10 protein-coding genes and 1 pseudogene are annotated in these 13,756 nt (G+C 72.7%); 6 read left to right on the forward strand and 5 right to left on the reverse strand.

Annotation, left to right across the window (positions count from 1 at the left end; translation table 11 throughout):
* The first annotated feature begins 292 nt into the window (after window positions 1-292).
* Both QP089_RS34600 and QP089_RS34605 read left to right on the forward strand, forming a co-directional pair.
* On the forward strand, window positions 293-2,371 hold the full coding sequence (locus QP089_RS34600) for a prolyl oligopeptidase family serine peptidase (RefSeq protein ID WP_285917494.1): 2,079 nt from the start codon (window positions 293-295) through the stop codon (window positions 2,369-2,371).
* A gap of 64 nt (window positions 2,372-2,435) precedes the next feature.
* Window positions 2,436-3,230: a class I SAM-dependent methyltransferase gene (locus tag QP089_RS34605; protein ID WP_285917496.1), complete on the forward strand. Its 795-nt coding sequence runs from the start codon at window positions 2,436-2,438 to the stop codon at window positions 3,228-3,230.
* Between the two features lie 84 nt (window positions 3,231-3,314).
* Here the strand turns inward: QP089_RS34605 and QP089_RS34610 are convergent, their stop codons facing one another.
* Both QP089_RS34610 and QP089_RS34615 read right to left on the reverse strand, forming a co-directional pair.
* Window positions 3,315-4,016 carry a GNAT family N-acetyltransferase gene (locus QP089_RS34610; RefSeq protein WP_285917498.1) on the reverse strand — a complete coding sequence of 234 codons (702 nt, stop codon included), beginning with the start codon at window positions 4,014-4,016 and terminating at the stop codon, window positions 3,315-3,317.
* A gap of 6 nt (window positions 4,017-4,022) precedes the next feature.
* Complete coding sequence (locus QP089_RS34615) at window positions 4,023-5,672, reverse strand: NsdA family TPR-like regulatory protein (protein ID WP_446474110.1); 1,650 nt, start codon at window positions 5,670-5,672, stop codon at window positions 4,023-4,025.
* Window positions 5,673-6,080: 408 nt separating this feature from the next.
* Between QP089_RS34615 and QP089_RS34620 the strand changes: the two genes are divergently transcribed.
* The 4 genes and pseudogenes from QP089_RS34620 to QP089_RS34635 all read left to right on the forward strand — a co-directional run bounded on the left by QP089_RS34620 (window position 6,081) and on the right by QP089_RS34635 (window position 9,833).
* Window positions 6,081-6,542, forward strand: a complete 462-nt coding sequence (locus QP089_RS34620; protein WP_285917502.1) for a hypothetical protein — start codon at window positions 6,081-6,083, stop codon at window positions 6,540-6,542.
* Between the two features lie 219 nt (window positions 6,543-6,761).
* Window positions 6,762-7,760: a mechanosensitive ion channel family protein gene (locus tag QP089_RS34625; RefSeq protein ID WP_285917504.1), complete on the forward strand. Its 999-nt coding sequence runs from the start codon at window positions 6,762-6,764 to the stop codon at window positions 7,758-7,760.
* Window positions 7,761-7,857: 97 nt separating this feature from the next.
* Window positions 7,858-8,223, forward strand: a pseudogene (locus QP089_RS34630) (globin); the annotation flags it as partial.
* Between the two features lie 23 nt (window positions 8,224-8,246).
* Window positions 8,247-9,833 (forward strand): glycoside hydrolase family 13 protein, encoded by a 1,587-nt coding sequence (locus tag QP089_RS34635; protein ID WP_285917506.1) that lies wholly within the window; start codon window positions 8,247-8,249, stop codon window positions 9,831-9,833.
* A 104-nt stretch (window positions 9,834-9,937) separates the two neighbouring features.
* Here QP089_RS34635 and QP089_RS34640 read toward each other — a convergent pair whose 3' ends face one another.
* From QP089_RS34640 to QP089_RS34650, 3 genes are all read right to left on the reverse strand, one after another.
* Complete coding sequence (locus QP089_RS34640) at window positions 9,938-11,359, reverse strand: S28 family serine protease (RefSeq protein WP_285917509.1); 1,422 nt, start codon at window positions 11,357-11,359, stop codon at window positions 9,938-9,940.
* A gap of 216 nt (window positions 11,360-11,575) precedes the next feature.
* Window positions 11,576-12,013, reverse strand: a complete 438-nt coding sequence (locus tag QP089_RS34645; RefSeq protein ID WP_285917511.1) for an acyl-CoA thioesterase — start codon at window positions 12,011-12,013, stop codon at window positions 11,576-11,578.
* A gap of 100 nt (window positions 12,014-12,113) precedes the next feature.
* Window positions 12,114-13,484: an enolase C-terminal domain-like protein gene (locus QP089_RS34650; RefSeq protein ID WP_285917513.1), complete on the reverse strand. Its 1,371-nt coding sequence runs from the start codon at window positions 13,482-13,484 to the stop codon at window positions 12,114-12,116.
* Between the last annotated feature and the right edge of the window lie 272 nt (window positions 13,485-13,756).

The following is a 13,756-nucleotide window of genomic DNA, read 5'->3' on the forward strand; positions in this document are numbered from 1 at the left end:
CTCCGCCGGCGTGCCGGGGTTCGCCTCGGCGGACGCGGCTGACCGCGCCTCGCACCGAGGCCGAGATATTGTCTCCGGCACCTGCGCACTCGCCATGAGGACCTCCCCAGAGGCGAACCGACCTGGAATCAGTGTGGCGGCTGGGGCAGCCCGACCGCTACCCCAAATATCCCCATCGCGGGGCCAGATCGAACGCAAAAGCGCCCACGTTGCGCCGCGGGGCCGGTGGTGGGCGCGGTACCGGGCGGCCTGACCGGACGGAGGGCCCGGACCGGTGAATACAGTGCATCCCATGACCGGAACGCCTTATCCGCCCGCGCGGCGCCAGGACATCGTCGAGGACATCCACGGGCACCGGGTCGCCGACCCGTACCGCTGGCTGGAGGACGCGGAGAGCGCGGAGACCCGGGACTGGCTCGCCGCGCAGGACGAGCTGTTCCACAAGATCGCCGACGCGCTGCCGGGCCGGGACCGGCTGCGCCGCCGGCTCGGCGAGCTGCTCGGCGCGGGCAGCGTCGGCGCGCCGGTCTGGCGGGGCGACCGGCGGTTCTTCACCCGGCGGACCGCCGAGCAGGAGCACCCGGTGCTGTACACCGTCGACCCGGACGGGTCGGAGCGGGCGCTGGTCGACCCGATGGCGCTGGACCCGGGCGGCACGACGACGCTGGACGGCTGGCAGCCCGACAAGGAGGGCCGGCTGCTGGCGTACAAGATCTCGACGGGCGGCGACGAGGAGTCGCTGCTGTTCGTGATCGACGTCGCCACCGGCGCGCGGGTGGAGGGGCCGATCGACCGGACCCGCTCGTCCAGCATCGCCTGGCTGCCGGGCGGGGAGGCGTTCTACTACACCCGGCGGCTGCCCGCGCGGGCCGTCCCGGAGGGCGAGGAGCAGTACCACCGGCGCGTCTACCTGCACCGGGTCGGCACCGAGCCGGAGACCGACGACGTGCTGGTCTTCGGCGAGGGGATGGACAAGACCAACTACTACGCCGTGGGCGTCAGCCGCGACGGGCGGTGGCTGACTGTCTCCGCCTCGCAGGGCACCGCGCCGCGCAACGACATGTGGATCGCCGACCTGTCCGCCTCGCCGCCCGACCGGCCCGGGATGCGGCCGGTGCAGGTGGGGGTGGACGCCGAGACCTGGCTGCACGTGGGCCGGGACGGCCGCGCCTACGTGTTCACCGACCGGGACGCGCCGCGCTCGCGGCTGTGCGTGACCGACCCGTCCGACCCGTCGTACGGGACGTGGCGGGACCTGGTCCCGCAGGACCCCGAGGCCGTCCTGACCGACTACGCGATCCTCGACGATCTCGACTCTCCGGTGCTGCTGGCCGGGTGGACGCGGCACGCGATCAGCGAGATCACCGTGCACGACCTGGCGACCGGGGAGCGGCTCGGCACCGTCCCGACACCGGGGCTCGGCTCGATCGGCGGGATCGTCGAGCGGCCCGAGGGCGGCCACGAGGCCTGGTTCGGCTACACCGACAACGTGACCCCGTCGTCGGTGCTGCACTACGACGCGCGCACCGGCGAGACGACCCTGTGGGCGTCCGCGCCCGGCACCGTCGAGGTCCCCGAGATCGAGACCCGGCAGGTGGCCTACGCGTCCGCGGACGGCACCGAGGTGCGGATGCTGGTGGTGTCCCGGCCCGGCTCGTCCGGCCCGCGCCCGGCGATCCTCTACGGCTACGGCGGGTTCAACATCTCGCTGACGCCCTCGTACTCGGCGAGCATCCTGGCCTGGGTCGAGGCCGGCGGGGTGTACGCCGTCGCCAACCTGCGCGGCGGGTCCGAGGAGGGCGAGGAGTGGCACCGCGCGGGGATGCGCGAGCGCAAGCAGAACGTGTTCGACGACTTCCACGCCGCCGCCGAGCGGCTGATCGCCGACGGGCTCACCACCCCGGCGCAGCTGGCGATCTCCGGCGGGTCCAACGGCGGGCTGCTGGTCGGCGCCGCGCTCACCCAGCGCCCCGAGCTGTACCGGGCGGTGGTCTGCTCGGCGCCGCTGCTGGACATGGTCCGCTACGAGCGGTTCGGCCTCGGCCAGACCTGGAACGACGAGTACGGGACGGCGGACGACCCGGTGGAGTTCGGCTGGCTGATCGGCTACTCGCCGTACCACCACGTCCACCCGGGGACGGCGTATCCGGCGACGCTGTTCACCACGTTCGGCAGCGACACCCGCGTCGACCCGCTGCACGCCCGCAAGCTGTGCGCCGCGCTCCAGCACGCGACCGCGTCGGACGCCCCGGTCCTGCTGCGCAACGAGTCGGAGGTCGGGCACGCCGCGCGCTCGGTCAGCCGGTCGGTGGACCTGATGACCGACACGCTCGCCTTCCTGGCCGCCCAGACCGGCCTCGGCCTGGCGTGAGCGGGGTCACGGGCGGCGGGGGTGGCACGGCGAAATTGACGGCTGATCTAATAAAGGGGTGAACGTGTCGACGACGCAGCGCCCGTCCGCCGCGCGGCGGGTGCTCGACCTGCTGCGCGACCCGCCCGCCGACCCGGACCTGTCGGCCGGGTACCTCGACCTGCTCGGCCCGGCCGAGGAGCGGGCGCCGTCCCTCGCCCAGTCGGTGATGGAGTCGACGTTCCTGCCGCGGATCTACGAGAAGGTGTGGCGGCCCGTCGGCTTCAACCTCGCCAAGGGCTGGCCGATCGGCCCCGACACCGCCGCCGAGCAGGCGACGGCGCGCGACTGGCTGGGGCTCGGGCGGCCGGGCGACCCCGACCGTCCCGCCGCGACCGTGCTGGACGTGGCGTGCGGGCCGGGCAACGTGACCCGCGCGCTGGCCGAGGGCGTCGGCGGGGACGGCCTCGTGGTCGGCCTGGACGCCTCCGCCACCATGCTCGCCCGCGCCGAGGCCGACACCCCGGCCGGCGACAGAGCCTGCTACGTCCGCGGCAACGCCGTCGACCTGCCGTTCCGCGACGCGGCGTTCGACGCCGTCTGCTGCTTCGGCGCGCTGTACCTGTTCGACGACCCGTGGACGGCCCTCGACGGCATGACCCGCGTGCTGCGCCCGGGCGGACGCCTGATCATCCTGACCTCGCGGCGGCTGACGCCGCTGCACGCCTCGAAGGTGGGCGGCGAGCTGATCCGCCGCGTCACCGGCTACACGGTGTTCGGCGACCGGGAAGTCACCGGGGCGCTGGCCGACCGCGGCTTCACCGCCGTCCGCCGGCGCCGGTACCCCCTCATGCAGCTGGTCGGCGGCACCCGTACCTGACGGGTGCCGCGGGCGCTGGGCCCGAGCCGCGGGCGATGCGCGCCGCGCCGCGCCGCCGGCGCGCGTCCCGCGGCTCGGGTGTCCTCAGCGCAGTGCCTTCTCGATGTAGATGTTGACGATGCCCCCGATCACCTCGCGGCGCGTCTCCCGCCAGCCGAACTTGCGGTACAGGGCGAGCGCCGGGGCCTGCAACTCGGTCGTGTCGCCGCGCAGCACCCGGTACCCGTACTCGACGGCGCGCTCCTCCAGCGCGGAGACGACGGCGGTGCCGTAGCCGCGCCGCTGGACCGACGGCCGCACCCGCAGCCGGACCATCTCCACCGCGTCGAGCACCGGCGCGCCCGGCGCGTAGCCGCCGAACGCCCGGGCCGAGCCCCCGGGGACGAGGTCGGCGCGGCGCAGGCCGCCCATGGCGACGATCCGCCCGTCCACCTCGCCGACGAGGAACTCGCCGTCGTTGCGCAGATAGATGTCCTCCATCCGGAAGAAGTCGTGGTCGTAGTAGACGCCGTCGCCGGGACGCAGGCCGACCTGGGCCAGGCCCTCGCGGTGCAGGGCGAGGACGGTGGCGTGGTCGGTGGCCCGGTAGCGGCGCAGCCGGAGGTCGCCGAAGCTCCAGACGGGGGGATCGGCCTGCAGCCGCACGAGGGTGCGGCCGCCGGGCCGGGTGCCCGGGGTCCGCGACGGCGGCCGCGGTCTCGGCGCCGGAGGCCGCGGTCCCGGCGCCGCGGGTTCCGCGCCGGGCGCGGGGTGGTCCTGCCAGGAGGCGCTGTCAGGAGTGCCCATGCCCGGTCAGACCTGCTCGGTCGGGGGGACGGAGCCCTGCTCGTTGGTGGGGCTGGTGATCCAGGGCCCGGCGAGCGCCTCCCGGAACTCCCGCAGCCCGGCGATCTCGCCGTGCTTGGACTGCACGGCCGCGCCGATCTGGCGGGCCCGGTGCACCAGGATGTCGGAGCGGTGGTCGGGCGGCAGGTCCAGGATCGCCTCCTGGCCGCCGGTCAGCGCCGCGTCCGGATGCCCGGCGTGCAGCTTGCACATCGCCCGGTCGAGGCGCACAAGGGTCAGGTCGACGCGGTCGGTCGGCGCGTACAGGGTCAGCGCGTGGCTCAGCACCTCGTCGCCGTGCTTGTGGTCGCCGAGGTTGGTGAACGTGTCGCCCTCATAGAAGGCCATCTGCCGGTCGGTGAACCCGAACACCAGGTCGCCGGTGTCGGTCTTGGACAACTGGTCGAACACCGAGCGCCCGCGCACGAGCGCCCGGCGGGCGCTGGGCGCGGCGTCGCCGCGGCCGCGCATCGCCAGCATGCCGAGCGCGCGGGCCTCCACCGCGGGCGCCATGGCGGCGGCCACCCCGGGGGTGCGGCCGGCCAGGTCCTGCGCCTTGCGCGCCAGGTGCAGCGCCTCGCGGGGGTCGCCGTAGTACATCGGCACGAGCGACTCGCGGACGGTCACCCAGGCGCGCAGCTGCCGGTCGCCGGTCTCGTCGGCCGCGGTGCGCGCGGTCCGGAAGAACGAGCGGGCCAGCCGGTGGTCGCCCAGATTGATCATGATCAGCCCGGACAGCCCGGACAGCTGCGCCGCGATCCGGCACAGCCGCTCCTGCAGCTCGACCGGCTGCCGCTTGTCGCACATGCGCCGCACCTCGCTGAAGTCCAGCAGCACGTCGCACAGCATCCGCAGCGACGGCGTCGCCTGGTACTGCCGGCCGTAGCCGTAGGTGGTCTCCTCCCATTGGTCGAGCATGGTCGGCGAGACCGTCGCGCCGACCAGCGTGTCGTCCATCTTGCGCCGAAGGTTGTCGACCGCCCCAAGGAACTGGCCGTCGAGCGCCACGCCCGCTCCGGCCAGCAGTTGCAGAAGGGTCCTACGAAGCACGATGTCCTCCTCTCCCACATCAATGGACAGGGGGCCGTCGGCGCGGTCGGGGCCCCGTAGGTCGTTGACGTCCACCCAGGGGCGGTCTTCCGCCCTGGGGATGATCGACCCGACGAGGGTGACGTCGGGCTGCTGCACCGCGTGCCGTTCGGGGCGGCGCGGCTGCGGCACCGTGGCGGCCCCCGGGCGGACGGCGTGCCCGCGTCCGCAAATGCAGGGGCTCTTGTAGTCGAGCTCGTCCGGCTCGACCCGGTACACGGCGCACAGGTAGTGCAGATACTCGGGACCGGGTCTTTTGTACCCGCTCTCGTAGGCCGACAGCAGCGTCTCCCCGAGCCGGGGCGCCGGCTTGCCGTCGACCTCGTACAGGGCCTTGACCTGGGCCACGATGTCCGACAGCGCGACACCGTGGGCCAGCCGGTACGCCTTGACCCGGCTGGTGCCGAAGAGGGGGCCGCACTGCTCGTGGATCTCGCGCGCGATCTCCTTCGGGCTCCGCCCCCGGGCCAGAGCGTGCGCACGGATCCTGCGAGCCACGTCCGTTTCTTTCCGAGGGGGGTCCGACATCGGTTCCGGCCTCCTCACCGTCGGGCCGGGGCGGCGCCCCTCGGGGGAAGGGCGGCCGTCCGGGCCACGGCGACCGGTCAATAGCTGGCCACGACAGATAATCTCTCGCGCACGCAGCGTAACCCTGACGAGGGGGCGGGCCAAGCGATTCCCCGGAAAGACCAGGGCTGCGGATGCGTCCTCACCTCCCAGGGTAGAGATTCTTCCTCCGGCGGGTGTGAGGCTTCCTCTGAGGTGGGGGAATCCGGTACTTCGCCGGACGGGGCCGCCCTTGACCCGCCACCGTGAGAGTTGCAATTCTCACCATGAGCAACGGAACGGATCCAGAGGGTTGATCATCTGCCGGCCGTCCCGGCGGCCGCGCGGTCACGCGCCGCGCACGCCGGGGCCGGCGACGAGGGATCGGCGATGCACACGACGGCGATGCACATGACGGCGCAGGGACCGGCGGCGCGGCGGATCGGCGCGGCGGCTCCCGGCACGACCGACGGGACGGGCGACGGCATGACCGGTGGAAAGGGAGCGCAGGCGGCCGGCGACGGACGCGTCGGCCATCTCCGGGAGCTGGAGCGGGAGCTCGGCGCGCGGGGCCTGGTGGCCCGCGTGGTCCGGACCCGTTCGGGCCCGGCGTTCCTGCGGGTGGTGAACCCGGCCGCCGCGAGCCTGGCCGAGGACGTCACCTGCGCCCCCGCCCCCGGGGGCCACGACCACTACTTCTGGTGGTCCTGGGGCGAGCGCATGCACCGCGTGGACGACGTCGACGGCGCGGCCGTGAAGCTCGCGCACGTCCTGCAGCCCCTGGACGAGCCCCTGGACGAGCGGCTCGACCGACGATCCGCCCGGAGGATGCGGCCGGCCGGCCGCCCCTAGAGCCGGGCGTGCCCCGCGGGGCCGTGGCCGGAACGGCGCGGCAGCCGCGGACCCCGCGGGGCACGCTCGCCGGAACAGCCCCTCCCCGGCCTTGTCAAGACACGTCGCGGGCGCAGTACGAACCGGTCGTTACCGTCCCCTACGATCGGGCTCGTACCCGCCGAAGGTCCACGGCGAGGTGTCGAGACGCCCACAAAGGCCGGGGAGGGTCTGCCCGACATGTTCGTCGATGCTCAGTCGCTGCTGCCCTGGGCGGAGAAGGGCACGCCGGAGGCGGCATGCCGCGACCAGACGCCGAGCACCGGCTGCCGGCTGGTCTGGAACGTCTCCCACAGCCACGACTTCACCCAGTTCTACGCGACGTGGCTCGACAAGCCCCTCGGCACCCTCCTGTCGATCATCCTCACCTTCGTGGTCGCGCTGATCGTGAAGAACATCGCGCACCGGATGATCACCAAGGTGACGGTGCGGATGGCCGAGGGCACCATGTCCGAGCGGGTCAAGGAGCGGTCCCGGACGGTGTTCGAGGGCAGCCCCGCGCTGCTGAACCGGCGGCGCGCGCAGCGCGCCCAGACGATCGGCTCGGTGCTGCGGTCCATCGCCTCCATCGTGATCATGGGGACGGCGGCGTTCAGCATCCTCGGCGCGCTCGGGCTGAACCTCGCGCCGATCCTGGCCAGCGCGAGCGTGATCGGCGTGGCGGTCGGCTTCGGCGCGCAGAACATCGTCAAGGACTTCCTCGCCGGGCTGTTCATGCTGCTGGAGGACCAGTACGGCGTCGGCGACTACATCGACGTGGGCTCGGCGAAGGGGACGGTCGAGGCGGTCACCCTGCGGGTCACCCGGATGCGCGACGTCGACGGCGTCGTCTGGTACGTGCCGAACGGCGAGATCAAGAAGGTCGGCAACGAGTCGCAGAACTGGGGCCGGGCCGTCCTGGACATCCCGGTCGACATCCGCGAGGACACCGAGAAGGTCAAGGAGATCCTGCAGGCCACCGCCGACGATCTGGCCGCCGCCTCCGGCTGGGAGGACGTGATCCTCGAGGAGCCGTCGGTGTGGGGCGTGCAGGCCCTCGCCGGGGACGCGCTCGTCATCCGGGTGGTGCTGAAGACCGCGCCGGGCAAGCAGGGCGACGTGGCCCGGGAGCTGCGTGAACGGGTGAAGAACGCGTTCGACGACGCGGGCGTCTCGGTCGCCACCCCGGCCGCGACCTGACCCCGCGGGCGTCCGCCGGGCCGGTCCGCCGCCCGCTCCGCGGACCTGATCACCCGGCGGCCGATCGCATAGGGTGGGCAGCGCCATGACTGAACAGGTGACCTTCTACGAGGCGGTCGGCGGCGAGGAGACCTTCCGCCGGCTCGTGCACCGCTTCTACCAGGGTGTCGCTGAAGACCCCGACCTTCGCGCCCTCTACCCGGAGGAGGATCTCGGCCCCGCAGAGGAGCGGCTCCGGCTGTTCCTCATCCAGTACTGGGGCGGTCCGAGCACCTACAGCCGGCAGCGCGGGCATCCGCGGCTGCGGATGCGGCACGTCCCGTTCGTCATCGGCGAGGCCGAGCGGGACGCGTGGCTGCGGCACATGCGGGTGGCGGTGGACGAGCTGGAGCTGCCCGAGCAGCTGGAGAAGATGCTCTGGGACTACTTCACGATGGCGGCGCGGAGCATGGTGAACGCCCCCTCGTAAGCGGGTAGAGCGCGGGTATGACGCGAACCCCCTGGTGGCGCAATGCCGTCGTGTACGAGGTCTACGTCCGCAGCTTCGCCGACTCGGGCGGTGACGGCGAGGGCGATCTCCAGGGGATCCGCTCGCGGCTGGGCTACCTGCGCGACCTCGGGGTGGACGCGCTCTGGCTGACGCCGTTCTACACCTCCCCGCTCGCCGACGGCGGCTACGACGTGGCCGACTACCGCGACGTCGACCCCCGGTTCGGCACGCTCGCCGACTTCGACGCGCTGGTGGCGGACGCGCACGCGCACGGCCTCCGGCTGATCGTGGACATCGTGCCGAACCACTCGTCCGACCGGCACCGGTGGTTCCAGGAGGCGCTGGCGTCACCGCCCGGCTCGCCGGAGCGGGACCGCTACATTTTCCGCGCTGGAAGGCCAGCGGAGAGTCCCGGCGAGGAGCAGCCGCCGAACGACTGGCCGTCGGCGTTCGGCGGACCGGCGTGGACGCGGGTCCCCGACGGCGAGTGGTACCTGCACCTGTACGCGGCCGAGCAGCCGGACTTCAACTGGCGCAACCCGGAGGTGCGGGCCGAGTTCGAGGACATCCTGCGCTTCTGGCTGGACCGCGGCGTGGACGGCTTCCGTATCGACGTCGCCGCCGGGCTGGTCAAGGACGCCTCGCTCGGCGACCTGAACGGCCGGGGCCGCCGCGTCGCGAACGGGCCGATCTACAGCCGTCCCGAGGTCCACGAGATCTACCGCCGGTGGCGCCGCATCCTGGACGAGTACGACGGCGACCGGATGGCGATCGGCGAGGTGTGGACGGACGGGCCCGAGGACCTCGCGCTCTACCTGCGTCCGGACGAGCTGCACCAGGTGTTCCAGTTCGACCTCCAGCTCGCGCCGTGGTCGGCGCCGGCGTTCCGCGACGTGATCGAGGCCGCGATCAAGGCGGTCGCGGCCACCGGCGCGGCGCCCACCTGGGTGCTGTCCAGCCATGACTCCGTACGCCACCTCACCCGGTACCGGCGTCCGGGGGGCGTCCCGGGGATCGAGCACGCCCGCGCCAAGGCCGCTCTGCTGATGCTGCTGGCGCTGCCCGGGTCGGCGTACCTCTACCAGGGCGAGGAGCTGGGCCTGCCGGAGGTCACGGACCTTCCGGACGAGGCGCGCCAGGACCCGATCTGGAAGCGCAGCAACGGCGGCCAGCCGGGACGCGACGGCTGCCGGGTCCCGCTCCCCTGGTCCGGCACGGCGGAACCGTTCGGTTTCTCGCCGGACGGCGTCCGTCCCTGGCTGCCGATGCCCGCGCAGTGGGCGTCGCTGACGGCCGAGGCCCAGGCCGCCGAACCGACCTCGATGCTGGCGTTCTACCGGCGCGCGCTGGCGATGCGCCGAGAACTGCTGGACGAACTGCCCGAAGAGCTGGAATGGCTCGACTCCCCCGAGACGGCCGTGTTCTTCACACGCGGCCCGGTCACCTGCGCCGTCAACTGCGGCGAGAACCCCATCCGGCTCCCACCGGGCCGCCCGATCCTGACGAGCATGCCCATGTACGGCGACCTCCTCCCCGGCAACGCGGCTGCCTTACTGCAATCCCGGCCCAGCGGGCTCGCCTAGAGGCACGCCCGCCGGTTGTGAGGCTGTTTCGCCGCGGAGCGCTAGCGGAGCGGCGAAACAGCCTCACAACCGTTGACGGGGGTTCCAGGGGGTCGCCCCCTGGGCTACAGGGGCGGGCGCTGGAGTTCGAGCGGGTCGTCGGCGGTCGGGCCGGTGGTGAGGGTCTTGGCCTGGCCCTGGACGCCGGCCCAGCGCAGCACGTCGGCCTTCGCCTTGGCCTGCTCGTCGGCGGGCAGCTTGGCGATGAGCCGGCCGCTGTGGTTCATGCCGGGGGCGACGTAGACGGCGGAGTCACGGCTGCCGCGGCCGAGGCGGAAGGGCTCGGCTCCCCACGGGTCGTTCTGGCCGTAGAGGAACAGCATGTGGTCGGCGTGCCAGCGGACCCAGCCGTCGATGTCGTGCATCGCCCGGCCGTGGTCGAAGCGCATGGGGATGTCGCGCGGGACGTAGGTGCGCGGCTGGTAGCTGCTCTCGTACCGCAGCAGCGGGCGCAGGCTCTTGAACTTCGGCGACGGCCAGCCGAGCTGCGTGCCCGCCTGGTAGTAGTACGGGATGTAGGGGGCGAGGCCCTGGTCGGTGTAGAACGACAGCCCGGAGATGTCGTCGAGGGTCTTGTAGATGGCGTCGTCGGAGGCGTTCACCGCGGGCAGGGAGGCGCAGTCCGACTGCAGGTGGTACTGCCAGAAGCCCCACTCGTAGTCCATGACGGAGTTCTCGAACGCGCGGTCCGGGGTGCGCAGGATCTTGAACGTCCAGCCGTTCTCCGCGGCGGCGGCCGTGAACCGCTTGAGCATCGCGGGGCGGCGCTTGAGGAACTCGCGGGCGAGCGCCTTCACGTGGGCGCGGCATTCGGGGTCGGTGCCGACGGTCTGGAAGAACTTGTCGTAGGCGCTGTCGTCGTTGTTGTTGACGTCGTTGGGCGCCACGTAGACGACGCTGCCGTCGACGTCGCGGGGGTAGAAGCGCTTGTGGTAGACGGCGGTCATGCCGCCCTTGCTGGCGCCCGTCGAGATCCACTTGCCCTTGTAGATCGTCTTGAGCGCGCCGATGATCCGGTGCTCGTCGGTGGCGGCCTGCCAGATGGTGTCCTTCTTCCAGTCCGCCGGCTCGGGCCGCGACGGGGTGAAGTAGCGGTACTCGACCGAGATCTGGTTGCCGTCCACGAGCGCGGTGGGCTCGGCGGTGAACATGGTCTCGGGGGTGTCGTAGCCGCTGGTGTAGAGCACCATCGGCCGGTCCGCCGCCTTGTGCTGGAGCATGATCCGCTGCTCGAACCACTGCCCGCGCGGGTTGCGGTGGTCGACGGGCTGCCGGTACTCCAGCCAGAACCAGCGGTAGCCGGGGATCGTCGAGGTCTTCTCCGTGACCTGCATGCCGGGGATCGCCTTGAGCCGGGCGAGGACGTCGTCCGGCTGCGCCGCCCTGGCCGCCGTCGCGGGGGCCGCCGCCTGCGCCGCGGTGGCGCCGGTTCCGGCCATTCCCGCGGCCAGCAGCAGGGCGATCGCTCCTCGTGAGATGCGCCGCATTTCATCCCTTCCACGTGGGTTCGCCACTTTCGCGCAGCGACCCTAGAGGGATATGCGCGGCGAAAACGGATGCCTGTTGCGCTTGTTACTTATCCGTGACGGCATGGACATCACCCGGACGGGCCGGTGCGGCCGGGGACACCGGGTCAGCCGGGATCGGCCGGGATCGGCCGGGATCGGCCGGGATCGGCCGGCGCCGGAGCAGGTTCGGCCGGGTCAGTCCGTGGGGACGACGTAGCGCCCGATGAACTCGCGCTCCTCCGGCGTGAAGCGGCGCAGCCGGTTGGCCTCCACGTCGAACGCGACGAGCGTCGAGGTGGCGGTCGCGTACACGTTCTCGTCGTCGCGCACCTCGTAGGCCAGCTTGAACGACGCGGCGCGCGCCTCGGTCACCCACGTCTCGACCCGGATCGGGTAGACGGTCGGCAGCAGCGGCAGCTTGTAGTCGATCTCGTGCCGCGAGATCACCATGCCGCGGACCGGCTGCTCGCCCTTGCGCACCGGGTCGCCGTGGAACATCTCCAGGCGCGCGTCCTCCAGGTAGCCGAGGAACTTGACGTTGTTCACATGGCCCTGGGAGTCGATGTCGCCGAACCGGATGTAGAACTCGTAGACGTGCCGGTACTCGGTCGCGGGCAGGTCGCTCTGCTGCATGTCCTCGCCTGGGGTCGGGGGCCTGGAGCCGGCGACGGGGGAACTCCACCGGTCGGCCCGATGGTACCGGCCGGTGGCGGCGCGCCCGGCGGGCGCCCCGTCAGCGCGCGGCGTCCCTCACCAGGCACGGACGTTTCGGGTCGAACGTCCAGCCGGGGACCAGATACCGCATCGCCGCCGCGTCGTCGCGGTCGCCGAGCCCGTGCTCGCGGTACAGCCGGTTCGCCGCCTCGACCCGCTCCTCGTCGATCTCGACGCCGAGGCCGGGCGCGTCCGGCAGCGCGACCCCGCCGCCCTCGATCCGCAGCGGGTCGCGGGTGAGGCGCTGGCCGTCCTGCCAGATCCAGTGCGTGTCGATCGCCGTGATCTCGCCCGGCGCGGCCGCCGCCACCTGCGTGAACATCGCCAGCGACACGTCGAAGTGGTTGTTGGAGTGCGACCCCCAGGTCAGCCCCCACGCCTGGCAGAGCTGCGCGACGCGGACCGAGCCTCGCATCGTCCAGAAGTGCGGGTCGGCGAGCGGGATGTCGACCGCGTCCAGCCGGATCGCGTGGCCCAGCTCCCGCCAGTCCGTCGCGATCATGTTGGTGGCGGTCGGCAGCCCGGTCGCCCGGCGGAACTCCGCCATCGTCTCGCGTCCCGAATAGCCGTGCTCAGGGCCGCACGGGTCCTCGGCATAGGCCAGCACGCCGGCCAACTCGCGGCCGATGCGGACCGCCTCCTCCAGCGACCACGCGCCGTTCGGGTCGAGGTTGATCCGCGCGGACGGGAACCGCTCGGCCAGCGCCCGCACCGCCTCGGCCTCCTCGTCGGGGCGCAGCACGCCGCCCTTCAGCTTGAAGTCGGCGAACCCGTACCGCGCCCGCGCCGCCTCCGCCTGCCGGACGATCGCCTCCGGCGTCAGCGCCTCCTCGTGCCGGACGCGCAGCCAGCCGTCCGCGCCGTCCTCCGGCTCCTGGTAGGGCAGGTCCGTCCGGCGCCGGTCGCCGACGTAGAACAGGTAGCCGAGCATCGGGACCCGGGTGCGCTGGACGCCGTCGCCGAGCAGCGCCGCCACCGGCACGTCGAGGTGCTTGCCCATCAGGTCGAGCAGGCACGACTCGATCGCGGTCAGCGCGTGGACGGCGATCCGCGTGTCGTGCGTCAGCGGACCGCGCCCGCCCGCGTCCAGATGCCCGAACGCGGCCCGCACCCCGTTCAGCACCTCGTCGGACCGGCCGATCCGGCGACCCACGACCAGCTCCCGCGCGTCCTCCAGCGTCCGCCGGATGCCCTCGCCGCCGGGGACCTCCCCGACCCCGGTGGCCCCCGACTCGTCGGTGAGCAGCAGCAGGTTCCGGGTGAAGAAGGGCGCGTGCGCGCCGCCCAGGTTGAGCAGCATGACGTCGTGCCCGGCGACCGGCACCACCCGCATCTCAGTGATCCTGGGCGTGCTCATCGCCGTCCCGACCTCCCCGCTCCACCCGTCCACCCCACCAACGGTAGGAGCCTGCAGCGATACCCGTCCAACACTGTTTCCGCATCGCCCGATGCCGTCACCGCATCAATCCGCCAACCCGGAGACCCGCGAGCGCGTGAGAGGCGGTCGAGTCGCGCCAACAGCACGATCCCCGAAACCGAACAACATAGCCGCACCAGCATCGTGCCCGCCGGTCCGGCGGCGGATCGCCCTTGGGCGGAAAGCGCCGGAACGCCCCGGAAAGGCGAACGGCCGCGCGGGCGCCTCGTCGGGGCCCGCGCGGC

It is taken from the genome of Actinomadura opuntiae (genome assembly GCF_030283205.1).
GTDB lineage: Bacteria > Actinomycetota > Actinomycetes > Streptosporangiales > Streptosporangiaceae > Spirillospora.

Coding starts and splice junctions, on each gene's coding strand:
- QP089_RS34625 (WP_285917504.1), top strand. CDS start 6,762: ATGTTCGTCGATGCTCAGTCGCTGCTGCCCTGGGCGGAGAAGGGCACG.
- QP089_RS34610 (WP_285917498.1), bottom strand. CDS start 4,016: ATGGGCACTCCTGACAGCGCCTCCTGGCAGGACCACCCCGCGCCCGGC.
- QP089_RS34645 (WP_285917511.1), bottom strand. CDS start 12,013: ATGCAGCAGAGCGACCTGCCCGCGACCGAGTACCGGCACGTCTACGAG.
- QP089_RS34615 (WP_446474110.1), bottom strand. CDS start 5,672: ATGTCGGACCCCCCTCGGAAAGAAACGGACGTGGCTCGCAGGATCCGT.
- QP089_RS34635 (WP_285917506.1), top strand. CDS start 8,247: ATGACGCGAACCCCCTGGTGGCGCAATGCCGTCGTGTACGAGGTCTAC.
- QP089_RS34600 (WP_285917494.1), top strand. CDS start 293: ATGACCGGAACGCCTTATCCGCCCGCGCGGCGCCAGGACATCGTCGAG.
- QP089_RS34620 (WP_285917502.1), top strand. CDS start 6,081: ATGCACACGACGGCGATGCACATGACGGCGCAGGGACCGGCGGCGCGG.
- QP089_RS34640 (WP_285917509.1), bottom strand. CDS start 11,359: ATGCGGCGCATCTCACGAGGAGCGATCGCCCTGCTGCTGGCCGCGGGA.